Genomic DNA, 18,160 nt, shown 5'->3' on the forward strand with positions numbered 1-18,160 from the left:
ACATCTAATCGTTGCGATCTCTTAATTAATCTCGATCCTTACGGCGATAAGTTGTTCTCAGCAAGAGAAGTGAACGAGTTAATCGGAATTTGCGAGCTGCTTATTCAACGATATTGTATACCAAAGGAAGCGTGGATAATGAATCAAGCGAATCATAATGCGAATGAGCCGTGGATGATACATCAGTCAGATAAACGAATCATGGAACTACATCAATTTTTAGAATTGTTGAAGCGGATGTGCATCGCGTCTGTCAATCAGAATACGTTGGTTTGTTTTTGGGGCGATTGATTGAACGATTGAAGAGTCGCGCTAATAAAGTAAAAATGAGGGATTAAGAAGTGATTAAGAAACTGAAAATATTAGGAATTATACTAGGTACATGTCTTGCGTTATACGTAGCGTGGTATGTCTATCGTTTCATATTTGTCGAAGATATCAGTATGGTTCCAAAAGAAGAGTATATCTCGAAAAGTATTTCGCCCGATCAGGCGTATACGATTCGTTTTTACCGCGCAAATGGTGGGGCGACAGTAGATTTTGCTATGCTTGGCATCATGGAGAACAAGGACGGAGAAAAGCGTAGAATGTACTGGGAATATCCTTGTCGCGAAATAAAAGAAGTGAAGTGGACGAAGGATACAGTGACAATCAATGGCACAAAAATTAAGGTATGGAGTCAAGTGTATGACTTCAGAGAAGGGATATATGAGGCAGAATAGGGCTCCCGTCTCTTTGACGTGAACTATTCATGCAAAACGCGCTCCTGAACGCGTTTGATGAAGAATGATTTTTACTCTTTTGTTCTTTATCCATATTTTCATTTCTTTTGTACTCAATCTATCGTATATAGATCACTACATATATTCATGGAACGTATTTTTCCTGGTAAGGAGCCAAATCATGAACTACCTCTCAGCAGGATATTTTCTCCTTCTGCCAACCTCCCGAAAAGAGTACTTGGATAGGACGGTTGTTCCAGAATCCATTCTATCTGTAAGTGAATGTATCTGTACTCACTATCCTGATACGAGTATCTTATGGGGAGATTCGGAAGAAAAGAAGCGCTATATAGAGCAATCCGGTCTTTCTCTTAACACATTTCAGTTTCTCAAACAATGGAACGTTAAATGCCGTTACCGTGACGATATTTGCATCCGTTCAACACGTTCTCGGATCGTCTCGTCGATAAGAAGCTCACGATTAAAATGAGATTTATACCGAAGTAATTGCTTGTCTTCATTTATATACCTTGTTAAACAACGATTAAGATTCAAGCATCACGCGATCCAATTGATGCAAATACAGTTTGGTAGTAAGAAAAATAACAAATGAAAAGCCGAACAGTAAATAAAGAGGTGATTGATATGTTAAGACACTCAATGTTGCTAGTAGAAGAAATGAAAACAATAAAATGTATCCATAGCGTACTAGACTAAAAAGGGCTAGCTTAAGGGCATCCCTTTTTTTCAAGTCGTAATGCGAGAGAATCGGAAATAAGAAAACGGAAATAGCCAAGAAGAACAGACTGACGATTGAAAGACTCGTAAATAAGAAGGTCTGTCCTGTCTCTAAGTGACGAATGATTAAAAAATCAAAAAGTAAAAACAGTAAGATGAAGGTCCACAAAATACCGAATTTAAAATGGGACTGCATCGCTTCTTTAAAAAAACGAATGTAGGCTCGAAAAACACTGTAATCTTGATGAACTGACCACTGTCTTGTGACAGCAGTTAGTGCATAAAGAGCTGGGAAAATCGTGATGACTGGTAAAAGGGTGATAAAAAAAATGAAGTTCAACTGTACGAGTCCAGTAGTGAATTCAAGTAGCTGGAATAGTTTGTTTTGTTCATGTCTTAAGTTCATAAGTACCTCCCCCGAAGTTCTGCTCAAAAATTAACTAGATTTAGATTCGAGACGATTGAATGGTGCTGTTGAGTTACGAATAATTAATTCCGGTTCATAAATGTGAGATGGAGGGGCTTCTTTTTTTTCCACCGCTGCAATAATCCGTTCTGCTGCAGCGCGTCCAAGTTCTTGTTTCGGGTGAATGATCGAAGTCAATTTCACTTCCGTTGCCACTGCAAGTACGGAATCATCATAACCCACGAGAGAGACATCTCGAGGAACAGATAGATGTAGCTTCCGTAACTGATCCAAGACACTTAATGCCAATTGATCATTGTAACAAACCACAGCACTTGGTCGATGCTTTCCATTTTCAAAGAGACGTCCAATCGAATCATAAAAACTTGGAATTAACTCTTCCGTTGTATAGGTAATGATTAATTCTGGCTCTAAAGGAATGTTGTATTCACGAAACGCACGAAGGAATCCACGCATTCGATAAACACCCTGTAAATCATCCGTCTTAAACAAGCCTATGATCCGTTCATGACCAAGGTTGATTAGATGTTCCGCTGCTAAAAATCCACCTCTTTCGTCATCCATCATAAGATGAGGAGGCATTAGTTGAGAGTAATATTGGTTGATCATCAAATAGGGAATGTTTTGCTGCTCAAGTTCTAGATAGTATTTGATGTTCGGATTATAGTTACTACTTTTCGTGGGTTCAACAATTAATCCATCAATTTGACGATCTAACATCATTTCGAGGCATTGACGTTCTTTGTCTACATCATTGTTTGTGCACGAAAGTGTCAGCGTGTACCCTTTTGAAGCTAAATGCGATTCAATTCCTCGAATGATAGATGGAAAGATGTAATCAGACATATACGTTGTAATGACACCGATGTTTTTTCCATTATTAGCACGTTCAGTTATCTCAGCTTCTAGTGTAGGAAGTACTTGGGAGCAGTAAGTTCCTGATCCTTGTTCGCGGTACAGGTATCCTTCATTTACAAGTTCTCCAACTGCTTGACGAATCGTGTGGCGACTAACTTTAAAGGATTGTACAAGCTCACTTTCAGGAGGAATTTTTTCGCCTGGACGTACTGTGCCATCTTTAATCCAATCGAGAATATGATCTTTAACGATACTATATTTTGTCCGTTGTGCCATGAGGCGTCCCTGCTTTCTCTCTTGTAACAGCAAACTTATCCGTACAAGATGTGATAGTACTTACATATTAGCAAATATTTGTCCGGTTTGCTATGGATTTAAGAGAAAATCAATAGATATACTAATTAAATGTACGTACAAAAAAGAAATAAATGACAAAAAATCGAATTGACATGTCCGAATGTGTGTAATAGACTCAAATTGTGCAGAAAACGCTTTCATTGTTCATTTAACTTGTTTTAATTGTCTCTCTTATAGCGTTGTGTGGGCTTCGCTATAAAAAACATTGTTTTTACTTAAATAAATATGTACGTACATCTTAATTCCGCTTTGACACTGAAAACTAAATCAATGGAGGAATTCACAATGAACATTAAATCAAAGAAAATGTTTGCGCTAACCATGACTGCCTTGATGACTACATCGATAGCATTAGCTGGTTGTTCGGGAGATGGCAAAAGTGCTGACGGGAAAGTCGAACTCACATTCATGTTTCGCGGGAATCCTGAAGAATTAAAAGCGTACAAAGCAACAGTAAAACGATTTGAAGAAGCCAATAAAGACGTTAAAGTGACAATGGTACAAACAGCTCCAGATCAATATGATACGAAATTAAAATCTGCAATTGCAGGACGGAAAGTGCCAGATGTCTTCTTTTACAATCCGGCTCAAGTCAAAGCTTACGTGAACTCAGGTGTACTACTAGATATTACAAAGAACGTCGAAGGATCGAAAGACATCCAGTTAGAAGACATCTGGAAAAAAGGGGTCGATAAGTACCGCTATGATGGAAAGGTACTTGGCAAAGGGGCTATATATGGTCTACCCAAAGATTTAGGACCATTTGCGCTTGGCTATAATAAAACGATGTTCGAGAAAGCGAAGGTACCGCTTCCGGATAAGGACAAACCGTACACATGGGACGAATTCATTCAAGTAGCTAAAAAGTTAACGAAAGATACGAATGGCGATGGGAAAATGGATCAGTACGGTACAGGATTTAATGTGAACTGGGCATTGCAACCGTTCGTTTGGAGCAACGGAGCAGATTGGATCAACGAAGAGGGAACGAAAGTAACGATTGACGATCCAAAATTCATCGAAGCTCTCCAATTTTTCGTAGACCAGCAACTAAAGTATAAAGTAACTCCATCAATCGGAGAATCACAAACACTCGATACCTATCAACGCTGGATGAAAGGACAACTTGCGTTTTTCCCTGTTGGTCCTTGGGATATGGCAGCTTTTAAAGATCAATTGAAGTTTGAGTATGACCTTCTTCCGTGGCCAGCGGGATCAACAGGTAAACCAGCAGGGTGGGTCGGCTCACTCGGGATTGGTGTAGGATCAACGACGCAACATCAAAAAGAAGCAACAGAACTAGCCATGTACTTATCTGCTAACCAAGAAGGGCAACAAGCTTTAGTGGATGCGCAAGTTCAATTACCAAACAGCATGGAAATCGCAAAAACTTGGGTGGAGGACACATCAATCAAGCCTGCCAACAAACAGGAATTCCTTGATTTGATTAATGATTATGGACGTGGTCTCCCGGCAGAAAAAACGTATACTGCTGAATGGTATGACGAGTTCTTCAAAAACATCCAGCCTGTACTCGATGGAAAAACATCAGTTGAAGACTATGTAAAAAAAGAGCAACCGAAAATGCAAAAGTTGCTAGATGATGCCATCGCACAAGAGAAACAGGCGAACTAACTAGAGATGATGATTTAGGTGGCGTAAGTCGCCACCTGAATCTCTAGCGTAGAAAGGATGGAAGACAATGAAGACAAAACCGATTCCCAAGTTATATCGTACGGAGCAACGGTATGCCTATCTATTCGTTGCGGCTCCGGTGATTGGGTTCTTTCTATTTGCGTTAATTCCGTTAATGTATTCCTTTTATGGTGCATTCACGAACTGGAACGGACTCGGACAAATGAAGTTCATCGGACTAGAAAATTTTATTAATGTGTTTCAAGATGAGTATTTTTATAAAGCCATGTACAACACGCTGTTCATGATGATCGGAATTCCAATTGGCATCGTATTAGCACTTCTCCTTGCCCTCGCGTTGAATCGAGGGATTTTTGGTACTAATACGTTTCGCGTCATCTATTACATTCCCGTTATCTCTTCCATCGCGGCTGTCTCGATTTTGTGGCAGTGGGCATATAACGGTGATTATGGTTTGGTGAATCAGTTCTTGGACTTGATTGGTATTGATGGTCCGAACTGGCTCCAAAATGCCAATACCGTTAAGCCGGCATTGATCGTTATGGCGATTTGGAAAGGTCTTGGCTATACGATGCTCTTGTATTTGGCAGCCTTGCAGAGTGTACCGCGTTCGTATTATGAAGCAGCAAAATTAGATGGTGCGAATGCCTGGCACTGCTTTTGGTATATTACGCTCCCAATGGTTAAACCGGTCACCTTTTTCATCATCGTGACAAATATTATTGGTGGGGCGCAAATCTTTACGGAAATCAACGTCATGACGCCGACAGGGGGACCGGAGTATTCCTCTGCGTCTGCCGTCTTCTACATTTGGCAAAAGTCCTTCGGAAACTTCCAGTTGGGCTATGCTTCAGCGATGGCACTCGTTCTCGGTCTTTTCATTTTCATCGTTACCTTGTTCCAATTCCGTATGAACGAAAAATCATCATTTGACTTGGATTGAGACATTCATACCTTAGAAAGGAGAATGACCATGCAGTTAGCCCTTACCCGTAAAAAAGAAAAAGTAGAGACGATGTCCGTAAAGAAAAAAGATCGAATTACTGATATATTCGTCTTCATCTTTCTGACGATGGGTGCAATCGTCATGATCGCACCATTATTGTGGATGGTATCGACCTCTCTGAAGTCAAAAGATGAAGTGTTTTCCCTTCCACCGGTTTGGATCCCCACAGACATATCGTTCAATAAGTATATGGAGATTTGGAATATGGGTCCGCTGTTGTCTGGTATATCAAACAGTTTGATCGTCGCCCTATCTGTCACGATCGTTGGAACGTTCACCTCGAGTCTTGCGGCATTCGCGTTCGCTAAGTTGAATTTCAGAGGAAAAAATAAAATCTTTCTTCTTTTGTTCGCATCTGTCATGATTCCGTATCCTGTCCTGATGATTCCGCAGTTTATGATGTTCTCAGAAATCGGGTGGGTCGATACCCTTCTTCCGTTGATCGTACCTGGTTTGTTCGGAAATATCTTCATGATTTTCTTCTTACGTCAATTCTTGAACAGTATTCCGAATTCTATCATCGAAGCGGCTAAAATTGACGGTTGTTCCTATTTTCAAATCTTTTATAAAATCGTCTTTCCATTGATCAAGCCCGCTGTAGCTGCACAATTGATTTTATGGTTCATGGCGATTTGGAACGATTATCTCGGTCCGATTCTTTATCTCAATTCTCCCGAAAAACAAACCCTGCAATTGGTCATCGCCAATTTTAATGCATCCTATGCTATTCAAAGTGATTATCCGTTAATCATGGCCGCGTCTGTTGTCGCCTTATTACCAATGCTAATCGTCTTCATGATTTTTCAGAAACAAATCATCGAATCGATTGCCATTTCTGGCGTTAAAGGTTGAGCTGTAACGAAAAGATGAAACACCCGTCTTAAGTAAAGGCGGGTGTTTGTGATTAAAGGAGGAAAAAAACAATATGAAAAAAATGATGATGGGGATCATTGTCTTATTCATCGCAGGGTGCTCTTTTTTTTGGTGGTCTACGAATGCGTCTCTCGAAGATTTGGATTTACCGAAAGCGCCATTCGATAAGGAAGTCGCAGACGTACAACCTGATATTTTGAATCAGGAAAAGAAATGGACTACAAACTTTGCGCATGACGGAGCGATCATAAAAGAAGGTGATACCTATTATGTGTTTTCGACAGATTATATGGTAGGAGGTCCACCGCCACCGGGCATCCAGATTCGAAAATCAAACGATCTCATTAACTGGCAATTTACAGGACGTGTATTTGACGAAGTCTCTCAAGAAGCATTCAAATGGACAGGAGGAAATACGTTTTGGGCCCCTTCTATTACGAAGATCAAGGATACATTCTACCTTTACTATTCTGTCTCAAAAGTCGGGAGTCGTACCTCGTATATTGGAATGGCGAGCGCTTCAAATATTGAGGGTCCATGGCACGATCAGGGAGTCGTCATCGCCTCAAAAGAAGGAGATGGAAAAACGGTCAACGCGATTGATCCTCATGTGCTCCAAGATAAAACGGGGAAATGGTGGATGACGTATGGTTCCTATTTTGGCGGTATCTTCTTGACGGAAATCAATCCGAATACAGGAAAGCTGATGAAAAAGTCATCAGAAGGGGAGTTACTGGCTAAGCGAAAAGATATGACGATGGGAATTGAAGGCCCAGAAATTCTTTACAACGCAAAGACAGGTTACTACTACTTGATGGTTTCGTACGGTTGGCTAGAAGATTCGTATAATGTAAGGATTGGGCGCTCGAAATCAATCAATGGACCTTACGTTGATTCACGTGGTCGTGATCTACGTGATACTTCAAATGAATCTTTTGATACTGGTGTAAAAATTGTAGGCTCCTACCGTTTTGAAGAAGACGACGGTTATGTGGGGACCGGTCACTCTGCATTTTTACAGGATGGAAAAGATACCTTTATTATTCATCAAGCTCGACCAAGTGAAGATATCTACTGGTCGCAATTGCAGGTGAGGAAAGTGTATTGGACAAAAGATGGATGGCCAGTGGTTTCGCCCGAACGATACGCAGGTGAAAAGAAAATCAATGTTCAAAAAGAGCAGATCGTTGGAGAATGGGAGATCATTGCTTTCCCGCGCTTTGATGACGGTCAGCAACAATCAAGAAAGCTAAAGTTGCAAATGGATGGCAGTCTTTTGGGTAAGAAGGGTTCATGGCAACTAAAGGGAAGCATCCTTGAATTACGCATAGGACAGGAGACATACGAGTTACAGGTTGGTGCAGCATGGGATTGGGAAAATTGGAAATCAACGATCATCATGACAGGTCTTAGTAAGGATGGAACAGCAGTTTGGGCAAAAAGACATTGAACCCATCATTTGTACGGACAAATGAATGTATTAAAGAAGGCTGATCATCTGATAGATAGAAAAAAACGTCAAAAAATGCGTATTTTTCTGAAAAATGATTGCATATTCCTAAATAATTGATACAATCATAGTGTAAGTTATACGTACAAATTTATTGTTTATTTAAATTTTCTGCATGGATTTTGATTATTTGTCCGGATGAAAACAAGAGAGTGCCCACACACTTTATTTTTTCTTCTGAAATGTAAGCGTATTCTTTTTGGGAGTAGGGTGATGAAATGTCGAAATATACAATCGGAATTGATTATGGCACGCAATCAGGTAGAGCCGTCTTGATTGACGTCGAAACAGGTCACGAAGTGGCGACTGCAGTCAAACCATACACACATGGAGTGATGGATCAATTTTTGCCTGATGGAAAAACACGGCTTGAACATGACTGGGCACTCCAACATCCGCGTGATTATTTAGAGGTCCTGGAAATGACGATCCCGGCAGTTGTCAAAGAGGCAGGTATCACGAAAGAACAAGTCATCGGGCTCGGCATCGATTTTACAGCTTGTACGATTCTACCGATCGATGCCGATTTAAATCCGTTGTGCTTCCATGAAGAGTATCAACATAATCCGCATAGCTATGTGAAGTTGTGGAAGCATCATGCAGCTCAAGACGAGGCAGACGCTTTGAACCGTATTGCGACTGAACGCGAAGAACCTTTTTTAAAGCGTTACGGCGGGAAAATCTCATCCGAATGGATGATTCCAAAAGTCTGGCAAATTCTAAACGAAGCACCCTCCATTTACGAGGCTGCTCACGAAATTTTAGAGGCGACGGATTGGGTCGTTTCTCAATTGACTGGAAAAGTGGTACGCAATAGTTGTACGGCTGGCTATAAAGCGATCTGGCACAAACAGGAAGGCTATCCTTCAAATGAGTTTTTTAAAGCGTTAGATCCACGACTTGAGAACGTAGTTGAAGAGAAGCTTTCCAATGACATTGCACCAATCGGGGCCAAAGCAGGAGAATTAACGATATCCTTTGCAGAACGAATCGGTCTCCTTCCGGGAACTGCCGTTGCAGTAGGAAATGTTGATGCGCATGTTGCAGTACCTGCCGTTGGAATCACGGAACCCGGTAAGTTGTTGATGGTGATGGGAACCTCTACTTGTCATATCCTGCTTGGTGAAGAGGAGCAGGTCGTACCCGGTATGTGCGGGATCGTCGAAGACGGAGTCTTACCAGGGTATATGGGGTACGAAGCTGGTCAGTCCTGTGTCGGAGATCATTTTGAATGGTTCATCGAAAACTGTGTACCAAGTGACTATTTGCAAGAAGCAACTCTTCAAGGAGTTAGTACGCATCAATTATTAACCGATAAGGCAACGATGCAACGCGTCGGTGAACATGGATTGATCGCCCTTGATTGGTGGAACGGAAATCGTTCTACACTAGTGGATACAAATCTGACGGGTGTACTTCTAGGTGCAACATTACTGACAAAACCAGAAGATATCTACCGCGCATTGATTGAAGCGACGGCCTATGGCACGCGAACGATTGTCGAAGCGTTCCGCACAAGCGGTGTTCCCGTCCACGAAGTATACGCTGCAGGAGGAATTGCGGAGAAGAATGCCTTGATGATGCAGATTTATGCTGACGTTCTAAACATGGAAATCAAGATTTCAGCCTCTTCTCAAACCCCCGCTTTAGGATCTGCCATGTTCGGTGCCGTAGCCGCAGGAGCAGAACGAGGCGGTTATGCCACCATCACGGAAGCAGCGACGAAGATGGGACGTGTAAAAGAAAAAACATATCTTCCGATTCCAGAAAACGTTGAAGTGTATGAGGCGCTGTTCGCTGAGTATACGAAACTATACGATTATTTCGGTCGTGGAGAAAACGATGTGATGAAGCGATTAAAGAAAATCAAAGCTGAAGCGTCGCGTCAGAAGGGAGAACCTGTATGGTGAGTCGTCAATTAAAAGAAGAAGTGCTTGAAGCGAACCTAGCATTGCCAAAGCATGACTTGGTCACCTTTACGTGGGGAAACGTCAGTGGGATTGATCGAAATGCGGGTTTAGTCGTTATCAAACCGAGCGGTGTCCCCTATGACGCTTTGACGATAGAGGATTTAGTCGTAGTCGATTTAGAAGGCAATGTTGTCGAGGGTGATCTACGTCCATCTTCTGATACGCCAACACATTTGGCTTTGTATCGTGCTCTGCCTGAGATCGGAGGCATTGTCCATACGCATTCCCCTTGGGCGACAAGCTGGGCGCAAGCAAAACGAGCAATTCCTGCATTCGGAACGACACATGCCGACTACTTTTATGGAGAAATTCCGTGTACACGTGAACTATCTGATGAAGAGATCGAGACGGCGTACGAGCTAGAAACCGGAAACGTCATCATTGAGACGTTGAACGAACTACACTTGGAAGCTGTTGCTGTACCAGGTGTGCTGGTCGCAAATCATGCACCTTTTTGTTGGGGGAAGCATGCGGATGAAGCCGTGCACAATGCAGTCGTACTTGAGGAAGTAGCCAAGATGGGTATTCATGCCTTGAATCTGAATCCAGGATTAGCACCCATCAAACAAAGCATCTTAGATAAACACTACTTGCGCAAACACGGAGCAAACGCCTACTACGGTCAGAAATGATAGGTGCACATAGCTAGATGAGGGGGATTTTAAATGTTGACAGCAAACACACACGAATTTTGGTTCGTGACAGGAAGCCAGATGCTCTACGGTGAGGAGGTAATTCGTCAAGTCGAAACACATTCAAAAGAGATGGTCTCAGGATTAGATGCAGCGGACGTCTTCCGGGATCGAATTGTTTACAAGGGAGTCGTCAAAAATGCAGAAGAAATTCGGCAGATGATGTTGCAGGCGAATGCTGATGATGCCTGTGCCGGTGTGATCACATGGATGCATACCTTCTCACCATCGAAAATGTGGATTAGTGGGATGCGTGTGTTACAAAAACCATTGCTCCATTTTGGGACACAGTTCAATCGTGACATCCCGTGGGATGCGATCGATATGGATTTCATGAACCTCAATCAGTCGGCGCATGGTGATCGTGAACATGGTTTTATCACAAGCCGAATGAACGTGAAGCGAAAAGTGCTCGTCGGTCATTGGGAAGATGAACTCACACGTCAAAAGATGTCATCTTGGATGAATGTAGCACATGCGTTAGCGGAAAGTAAGAACTTAAAAGTCGCGCGATTCGGTGACAACATGCGGAATGTAGCAGTGACAGAAGGTGACAAAGTCGAAGCTCAGATTCAACTGGGCTGGACGGTTGATGGGTATGGTGTCGGCGATCTCGTCACCTACATGAATGCGGTATCGGAGTCAGATTTAGATGACTTGATGGAAGAATATCGCACGCGGTATGAAGTGACGAATACTGGAATGGAAGAAGAAGCATTCCAGGAATCGGTTCGCTATCAAGGTCGCATCGAACTCGGCATGAAGGCTTTTCTTGAAGCTGGTGGATACACTGCCTTCACGACAACCTTCGAAGACCTACATGGCATCAAGCAACTACCTGGGCTAGCCGTTCAACGATTGATGGAGCAAGGGTACGGGTTTGCTGGAGAAGGAGACTGGAAAACCGCAGCGCTTGTTCGTCTTATGAAAATCATGGCGAGCAACGAACGGACATCTTTCATGGAAGATTATACTTATCACTTTGAACCAGGCAACGAAATGGTCTTAGGGGCGCATATGCTCGAAATCTGTCCGACCATTGCGGTCGATAAGCCTAGAATCGAGGTACATCCTCTCGGAATCGGAGATCGTGAAGCGCCAGCGCGGATGGTATTCGAAGGACAGAATGGCAAGGCATTGAACGCTAGTCTGATTGATTTAGGACATCGCTTCCGTCTCTTGGTAAACACAGTCGAGGGCATCCAACCGGATGAAGCAATGCCGAATCTTCCTGTGGCACGTGTTCTATGGAAAACAGAACCATCGATGGCTCAAGCTGTCGAAAACTGGATCCAAGCCGGGGGAGCGCACCATACTTGTTACTCCTATGAAGTGACGACTGAACAACTACGCGACTTCGCAGAACTTCTGAACATTGAAATTGCTGTCATCGATAAAGAAACGGAGACGGTTCGGTTTAATAATGAGTTACGTTGGAATGAACTGTACTATCGACCATAATTTATAGGGACCTTCCTAGGTCCCTTTTCTTGGAGGAGATACTATGAATAACCAACTCGTCACATCAACACTAAATACAAAAGAAGCTGCAACACAACTAATCGTCAATGTGGATTTACCAAAAGGTAAAATCAGTAAGCATATCTATGGGCACTTTGCGGAACACCTTGGACGTTGTATTTATGAAGGGCTTTGGGTTGGTCCAGAATCATCCATACCGAATACAGATGGCATTCGGAACGATGTATTGACAGCATTGAAGAAATTGAACATTCCGGTTTTACGATGGCCGGGTGGATGCTTTGCAGACGAGTATCATTGGAAAGATGGTATTGGACCAAATGAAAACCGAAAGCGGATGGTCAATACACATTGGGGTGGCGTCGTCGAAAACAATCATTTCGGAACCCATGAATTTATGCGCCTTTGTGAATTACTAGAGTGTGAGCCTTATATTTGTGGAAACGTCGGAAGTGGGACCGTCCAAGAAATGTCTGAATGGGTCGAATATATGACGTTCAATGGAGAATCACCGATGGCGAACTGGCGTCAGGAGAATGGCCGTACAGAGCCGTGGTCGCTTACGTATTTCGGTGTTGGTAACGAGAACTGGGGTTGCGGTGGGAATATGCGTCCGGAGTATTACGCCGATCTATATCGTCGCTATCAGACATATGTCCGCAATTATGATGGCAATCAACTCTATAAGATTGCTGGTGGTGCAAACATTGATGATTACAAATGGACTGAAGTTCTCATGCGTGAAGCGGGTACGATGATGGATGGTCTTAGTCTGCACTATTATACGATTCCGGGCGATTTTTGGTTAGGTAAGGGATCAGCGTTAGATTTTACGGAAGATGAATGGTTCATCACCCTAAAACGTGCTTATTACATGGATGAACTGATCACAAAGCATGGGCAAATCATGGACCAGTATGATCCAGAAAAGCGCGTCGGTCTCATTGTTGATGAATGGGGAACGTGGTTCGACGTTGAACCAGGAACAAACCCAGGCTTCTTGTATCAACAAAACTCAATCCGAGATGCACTTGTCGCAGCGATTCACTTCAATATCTTCCATAAGCATAATGACCGCGTTCACATGGCGAACATCGCACAAATGGTCAATGTGCTTCAAGCAATGATCTTAACGGAGGGTGACCAGTTCATTCTTACGCCAACGTACCATGTCTTTGAGATGTATCGCGTTCACCAAGATGCTGAACGAGTCGAGCTAGCAGCCATCACGCGTGACTATGTAGCTAAAGAAGAATCGATTCCTTCTGTAAACGCGACAGCTTCTCGCGATGCTGATGGTGTATTGCACATTAGCCTCTGCCAGCTTGATCATCAAAATAGCGATAAAGTAGAAATTGATTTGCGGGGAATGGAGACGATTTCTAACGTATCGGCACGTATTTTAACAGCAGATCATCTCAATGCCCATAACACGTTTGAACAACCAGATGTGGTTGCGCCGCGTGATCATGAGGTCCAGGTGACAGAAGACGGAAAGCTCATCATGGATGTTCCGGCGATGAGCGTCATCACAGTGGCGGTTCGCTAAGATGAAAGTCGTCGAGACAAGACGGTGTCGTACTTGTCCACCGACAAAAGTAGACACTGATTGGTTATTAACCATCGACGCGGAAGTCATGCCGCAAGTCACGGACGCTGAGTATCAGGAACGTCTTCGTCAATGTGCAGTCTGTCCGTTTTATCAGGACGATACCTGTTTGAAGTGCGGGTGCTATGTCTCTTACCGGGCACGCCTTGCAACAAAGCATTGCCCGGTGAAGGTTTGGTGAAAAAGGAGTGACTTGAGATGGAGCGACAAGAAGTAGTAGATCAGACGGCGTTTACGCTCGAGAACGATATGTGTCGTTTACGCATTTTGACATATGGAGCAACCCTGCAAGAGTTTTCGATTCAAGATGAGGGATGGAAAAATCTCATTTTGTCATACGATACGGTTGAAGAATACAAGACAGACACGTATTACTTGGGAGCGACTGTCGGACGTGTCGCTGGTCGAATCGAGGACGGGACATTCGATATGGACGGTGCAACGTACCATCTGCCTCAAAACGAAGGGAAGCATCATCTTCACGGGGGAGACGGTCTCCACTGTCAATTCTGGAAAATGGAAGACGTATCCAATACTCATCTCGTTCTTCGGTATGTAAGTCCTGATGGTGAGAATGGCTATAAGGGTACACTCGATGTCAGAGCATCGTTTGAATTGTTAGCTGACGGTGTCAAAATTACGTATGAGGCAATCAGTGACACGGATACGGTATGCGATATGACAAATCATACGTACTTTAATCTAAGTAGTGGAAGTCGTGATATTTTAGGACATGAATTGACGTTACCGGCTAATCAATTTGCTGAGCTGCGAGATGATTTGATTCCTACAGGACGCCTATTGGATGTCGATCAGACCCCTTTTGACTTCCAATCAGGACGAATGCTAGGAGATGGTCCAGCTTCAAGCCATCCACAAAATCAACTCGTCAATGGTTATGATCATCCATTTTTATTCGACGACCAACGAAAAGCGACGCTGTACGATCCTGAAAGTAAGCGTTCCTTGATGTTGTCTACGACTGCACCAGCTCTTGTGCTCTATTCAGGAAACCAGATGAATGAAGAAACGATCTTACGTGAGGGAAGCTCTCGAAAATATTATGGTGTTTGTCTCGAGCCGCAACATCTTCCGGACGCCGTTCATCACAGTAATTTTTCATCCATTCGATTATTAGCAGGAGAGACGTATCATTGGGAAACGGAATATCGCGTTGGGAAAGGAGTCAGTCGATGAACCTCGAACAGATACAAAAGCAGGTTGCTACTTGTTCGTGTGGAAATCTACATTATCCCATTACGATTGAACAAATCAGTGCCTCTGAAAAAGTATGGCAATCAGTGGTCGAGTTTGTGCAGCAAAAGGAGTGGCGGCACCTCCTCGTCATTGGTGATGTCAATACGCAGATGGTCGGTTATTCTTCTCTGAAGAAAGCATTAATGACAGTAGGAATTGACGTATCAATAGTCACGCTCTCGCCGAACAGGCAAGGGGACGTTTTAGCTGATGAACTATCAGTTGTACAAGTAATGCTTGAGTTGGACGATAGTGTTGATGCGTTGATTGCACTCGGAGCAGGGACAATTCATGATGTGACGCGGTTTTGTGCTGCGAAAGCAAAAATCCCATTTCTGTCTGTTCCGACCGCTCCTTCGGTGGATGGTTTTACTTCGAAAGGAGCTCCCTTAATTATAAGAGGGAAAAAAATCACCTATCAGCTCGTCTCACCAATTGCCGTATTCATCCCAAGTGACATTATCCGTGATGCACCTCGTGCGTTAATAGCAGCAGGTGTCGGGGACATGCTTGGGAAGTACACTTCCTTACTGGATTGGCGTTTTGGTGCTCTTGATGGACAAGAACCCTTTTGCCCTGTAGTTGCTCGATTGACAGAAATTGCTTTATCCGATTGTGTAAAAGCTCTACCAGATATCTATGCAGAAAAAGCGGAAGGTTTGGATCAACTGATGGATTCATTGATCTTATCAGGAATTGCGATGTTGATTTTTGGGCATTCACATCCTGCATCTGGTGGAGAACACCACCTCTCTCATTATTGGGAGATGGATTTCTTAACGCATGACCGTCCATCCGTCTTACACGGTACAAAAGTAGCGATTGCGACGATGGAACTTATCGATACTTATAGAGCGATGATCCAAGAACAACCTGATGTACCAAAGGAGCTAGGTGATTGGGTCACTCAAATGCCAACAAGGCAGAAGTTGGAGTCCATTTTTAATTCGTTACAAGCACCTCTTCAGCCAGAGGAAATCGGTATTTCAACCCTTCTCCTAGCGAGTAGCAAGAGAGAAGCATATCGTCTTCGAGAGAGACACACGTTGTTAAAACAGATGAGCTTACAGACGACCCACTTTGAAACAGAGGAGCGTTCATTATGACAGAGACAATCGTAAATCCAATCGTAGAACAACGCGCGGATCCATGGATCATGCGGCATACAGATGGCTATTACTACTTTACGGCGTCCTTACCTGACTTTAGCGGTATTCCGCTGCGTCGTGCTCAGACAATCGGAGAGTTGACTAAAGCAGAAGAGAAAGTCGTATGGCAGAAGCGCTCGACCGGAATCATGAGCGCTAACATTTGGGCACCAGAATTACATCACATTCAAGGGAAATGGTACCTTTATTTCGCGGCGGCACGTGAAGATGCTATTTTTGATCATCGCATGTACGTTCTCGAAAATAGTTCAGCCAATCCGCTGGAAGGTCAATGGACGGAAAAAGGACAAATCGAGACATGGCAAGAATCATTCGCCCTCGATGCGACAACGTTCGAGCATGAAAACCGGTTATATTACATCTGGGCTCAGAAAGATCCAAAAATTGAAGGAAACTCGAATCTCTATATTTCTGAAATGGAGAATCCTTGGACATTGACAGGACCGCAAACGATGATTGCGACACCGGAATATGCTTGGGAAAAAGTCGGCTTTCTTGTAAACGAAGGACCTGCTGTCTTAAAGCGAAATGGCTATATATATGTCACGTTTTCAGCAAGCGCGACGGATCATAATTATTGTGTAGGTTTTCTTCGTATCAATGAAAAAGAGGATGTGTTAGATGCTACTCATTGGGAAAAATACCCGCAACCCGTTCTTACGACGAATGAGTCAATCCGTGAATACGGACCAGGTCATAACAGTTTTACGACACTCGCAGATGGGACCGATATGATTGTTTATCATGCACGGAACTATAGAGAAATCGAAGGGGATCCATTATGGGATCCGAATCGTCATACGTATGTACGACCATTTTCTTGGCAGGGAGATGTGCCTGTTTTTGAAAACAGGATGGTCAACGAGGAGGTCACACGATGAACCAGACAGAGGATCGAAATCTTGTTTTAGAGCAACGGGCAGATCCATGGATGTATCTGCATTCTGACGGTTATTATTATTTTACAGCGTCTGTTCCTGAATACGATCGAATCGAATTGCGTCGTGCTAGATCTCTCCATGAACTAAGGGATGCAGAAGCGGTGACAGCATGGATTAAACCAGAAACTGGCCCTATGAGCGATCTGATTTGGGCACCCGAATTACATCGTATTCATGGGAAATGGTATCTTTATTTTGCGGCTGCGAAGTCACGCGAGATTGTAAACGGACTCTTTGATCATCGGATGTTCGTTTTAGAGAATAGTTCGGATAATCCTCTAGAAGGCGAATGGTTAGAACGCGGACAAATAAAAACGCAGTGGGATTCATTTGCTCTTGACGCGACCGTCTTCGAACATCAAGACGTTCATTACTTAGTGTGGGCACAAAAAGATCCTTCCATTGAAGGAAACTCGAACTTATATATTGCAACTTTAAAGAATCCATGGACCATTCAAAAGCCACAAGTCATGTTGACGAAGCCAGAGCTTGATTGGGAGACAAAGGGTTTTCTGGTGAACGAAGGACCGGCAGTCCTGAAGCGTCATGGACAAATCTTCATTACGTATTCCGCTAGTGCAACGGATGAGAATTATTGCATGGGTATGTTGAGTGCCTCAGAAGACGCAGACCTATTGAATCCGGATGCTTGGGAAAAATCATCGTCACCCGTATTTGCGACGAATGAAGAGGTTGGTCAATATGGACCAGGGCACAATAGCTTTACAGTAGATGAACAGGGACAAGATGTCATTGTATATCATGCACGGACCTACACTGAAATCGAGGGTGATCCTCTGTACGATCCGAATCGCCATACACGGGCACAGATCTTTACGTGGGGCATGGATAAAAAACCAAACTTTGATAAGCCAATCTGATTGCGAACAGAA

General features: G+C 43.3%; 17 protein-coding genes. 15 read left to right on the forward strand and 2 right to left on the reverse strand.

Features of this window, described 5'->3' with window-relative positions; genetic code table 11:
• The first annotated feature begins 138 nt into the window (after nucleotides 1–138).
• Nucleotides 139–291 carry a hypothetical protein gene (locus B3S86_RS05065; protein WP_214860523.1) on the forward strand — a complete coding sequence of 51 codons (153 nt, stop codon included), beginning with the start codon at nucleotides 139–141 and terminating at the stop codon, nucleotides 289–291.
• Nucleotides 292–341: 50 nt separating this feature from the next.
• The gene (locus tag B3S86_RS05070) at nucleotides 342–722 is read left to right on the forward strand and encodes a DUF5412 family protein (RefSeq protein ID WP_035408315.1); all 381 of its coding nucleotides are present in this window, start codon (nucleotides 342–344) and stop codon (nucleotides 720–722) included.
• Nucleotides 723–1,266: 544 nt separating this feature from the next.
• On the opposite strand, the gene B3S86_RS05075 is transcribed toward B3S86_RS05070, so the two are convergent.
• The gene (locus B3S86_RS05075; RefSeq protein ID WP_035408312.1) at nucleotides 1,267–1,866 is read right to left on the reverse strand and encodes a DUF624 domain-containing protein; all 600 of its coding nucleotides are present in this window, start codon (nucleotides 1,864–1,866) and stop codon (nucleotides 1,267–1,269) included.
• Nucleotides 1,867–1,896: 30 nt separating this feature from the next.
• Nucleotides 1,897–3,021, reverse strand: a complete 1,125-nt coding sequence (locus tag B3S86_RS05080; protein WP_047395681.1) for a GntR family transcriptional regulator — start codon at nucleotides 3,019–3,021, stop codon at nucleotides 1,897–1,899.
• 372 nt (nucleotides 3,022–3,393) lie between these two features.
• Here B3S86_RS05080 and B3S86_RS05085 point away from each other — a divergent pair, with 372 nt between their 5' ends.
• The 13 genes from B3S86_RS05085 to B3S86_RS05140 all read left to right on the forward strand — a co-directional run bounded on the left by B3S86_RS05085 (nucleotide 3,394) and on the right by B3S86_RS05140 (nucleotide 18,148).
• Nucleotides 3,394–4,737 (forward strand): ABC transporter substrate-binding protein, encoded by a 1,344-nt coding sequence (locus tag B3S86_RS05085; protein WP_290753196.1) that lies wholly within the window; start codon nucleotides 3,394–3,396, stop codon nucleotides 4,735–4,737.
• 67 nt (nucleotides 4,738–4,804) lie between these two features.
• Nucleotides 4,805–5,701, forward strand: coding sequence for a carbohydrate ABC transporter permease (locus tag B3S86_RS05090; RefSeq protein ID WP_035408306.1), 897 nt, complete (start codon nucleotides 4,805–4,807; stop codon nucleotides 5,699–5,701).
• 72 nt (nucleotides 5,702–5,773) lie between these two features.
• Nucleotides 5,774–6,616, forward strand: a complete 843-nt coding sequence (locus B3S86_RS05095) for a carbohydrate ABC transporter permease (RefSeq protein WP_082478680.1) — start codon at nucleotides 5,774–5,776, stop codon at nucleotides 6,614–6,616.
• A 73-nt stretch (nucleotides 6,617–6,689) separates the two neighbouring features.
• Nucleotides 6,690–8,087 (forward strand): arabinan endo-1,5-alpha-L-arabinosidase, encoded by a 1,398-nt coding sequence (locus B3S86_RS05100; RefSeq protein WP_290749863.1) that lies wholly within the window; start codon nucleotides 6,690–6,692, stop codon nucleotides 8,085–8,087.
• Between the two features lie 278 nt (nucleotides 8,088–8,365).
• Nucleotides 8,366–10,057, forward strand: coding sequence for a ribulokinase (araB, locus tag B3S86_RS05105; protein ID WP_056060963.1), 1,692 nt, complete (start codon nucleotides 8,366–8,368; stop codon nucleotides 10,055–10,057).
• Nucleotides 10,051–10,749 carry an L-ribulose-5-phosphate 4-epimerase gene (gene araD / locus B3S86_RS05110; RefSeq protein ID WP_035408302.1) on the forward strand — a complete coding sequence of 233 codons (699 nt, stop codon included), beginning with the start codon at nucleotides 10,051–10,053 and terminating at the stop codon, nucleotides 10,747–10,749. Before araB ends, araD begins: the two co-directional genes overlap by 7 nt.
• Before the next feature lie 33 nt (nucleotides 10,750–10,782).
• On the forward strand, nucleotides 10,783–12,270 hold the full coding sequence (gene araA, locus B3S86_RS05115; RefSeq protein ID WP_047395662.1) for an L-arabinose isomerase: 1,488 nt from the start codon (nucleotides 10,783–10,785) through the stop codon (nucleotides 12,268–12,270).
• A 43-nt stretch (nucleotides 12,271–12,313) separates the two neighbouring features.
• Entirely contained in the window at nucleotides 12,314–13,840 is a 1,527-nt protein-coding gene (locus B3S86_RS05120) for an alpha-N-arabinofuranosidase (protein WP_290749868.1), read from the forward strand.
• 88 nt (nucleotides 13,841–13,928) lie between these two features.
• Complete coding sequence (locus tag B3S86_RS15395; RefSeq protein ID WP_414651176.1) at nucleotides 13,929–14,081, forward strand: DUF6171 family protein; 153 nt, start codon at nucleotides 13,929–13,931, stop codon at nucleotides 14,079–14,081.
• 17 nt (nucleotides 14,082–14,098) lie between these two features.
• Nucleotides 14,099–15,097, forward strand: a complete 999-nt coding sequence (locus tag B3S86_RS05125; RefSeq protein WP_290749871.1) for an aldose epimerase family protein — start codon at nucleotides 14,099–14,101, stop codon at nucleotides 15,095–15,097.
• The gene (locus B3S86_RS05130; protein ID WP_290749874.1) at nucleotides 15,094–16,263 is read left to right on the forward strand and encodes a sn-glycerol-1-phosphate dehydrogenase; all 1,170 of its coding nucleotides are present in this window, start codon (nucleotides 15,094–15,096) and stop codon (nucleotides 16,261–16,263) included. The genes B3S86_RS05125 and B3S86_RS05130 overlap by 4 nt, the downstream gene beginning before the upstream one ends.
• The gene (locus tag B3S86_RS05135) at nucleotides 16,260–17,207 is read left to right on the forward strand and encodes a family 43 glycosylhydrolase (RefSeq protein WP_214769668.1); all 948 of its coding nucleotides are present in this window, start codon (nucleotides 16,260–16,262) and stop codon (nucleotides 17,205–17,207) included. Before B3S86_RS05130 ends, B3S86_RS05135 begins: the two co-directional genes overlap by 4 nt.
• On the forward strand, nucleotides 17,204–18,148 hold the full coding sequence (locus B3S86_RS05140; protein WP_214769672.1) for a family 43 glycosylhydrolase: 945 nt from the start codon (nucleotides 17,204–17,206) through the stop codon (nucleotides 18,146–18,148). Before B3S86_RS05135 ends, B3S86_RS05140 begins: the two co-directional genes overlap by 4 nt.
• Nucleotides 18,149–18,160 lie beyond the last annotated feature (12 nt).

Source organism: Exiguobacterium sp. UBA3968 (assembly GCF_002385115.1).
Classification (GTDB): Bacteria; Bacillota; Bacilli; order Exiguobacteriales; family Exiguobacteriaceae; genus Exiguobacterium_A.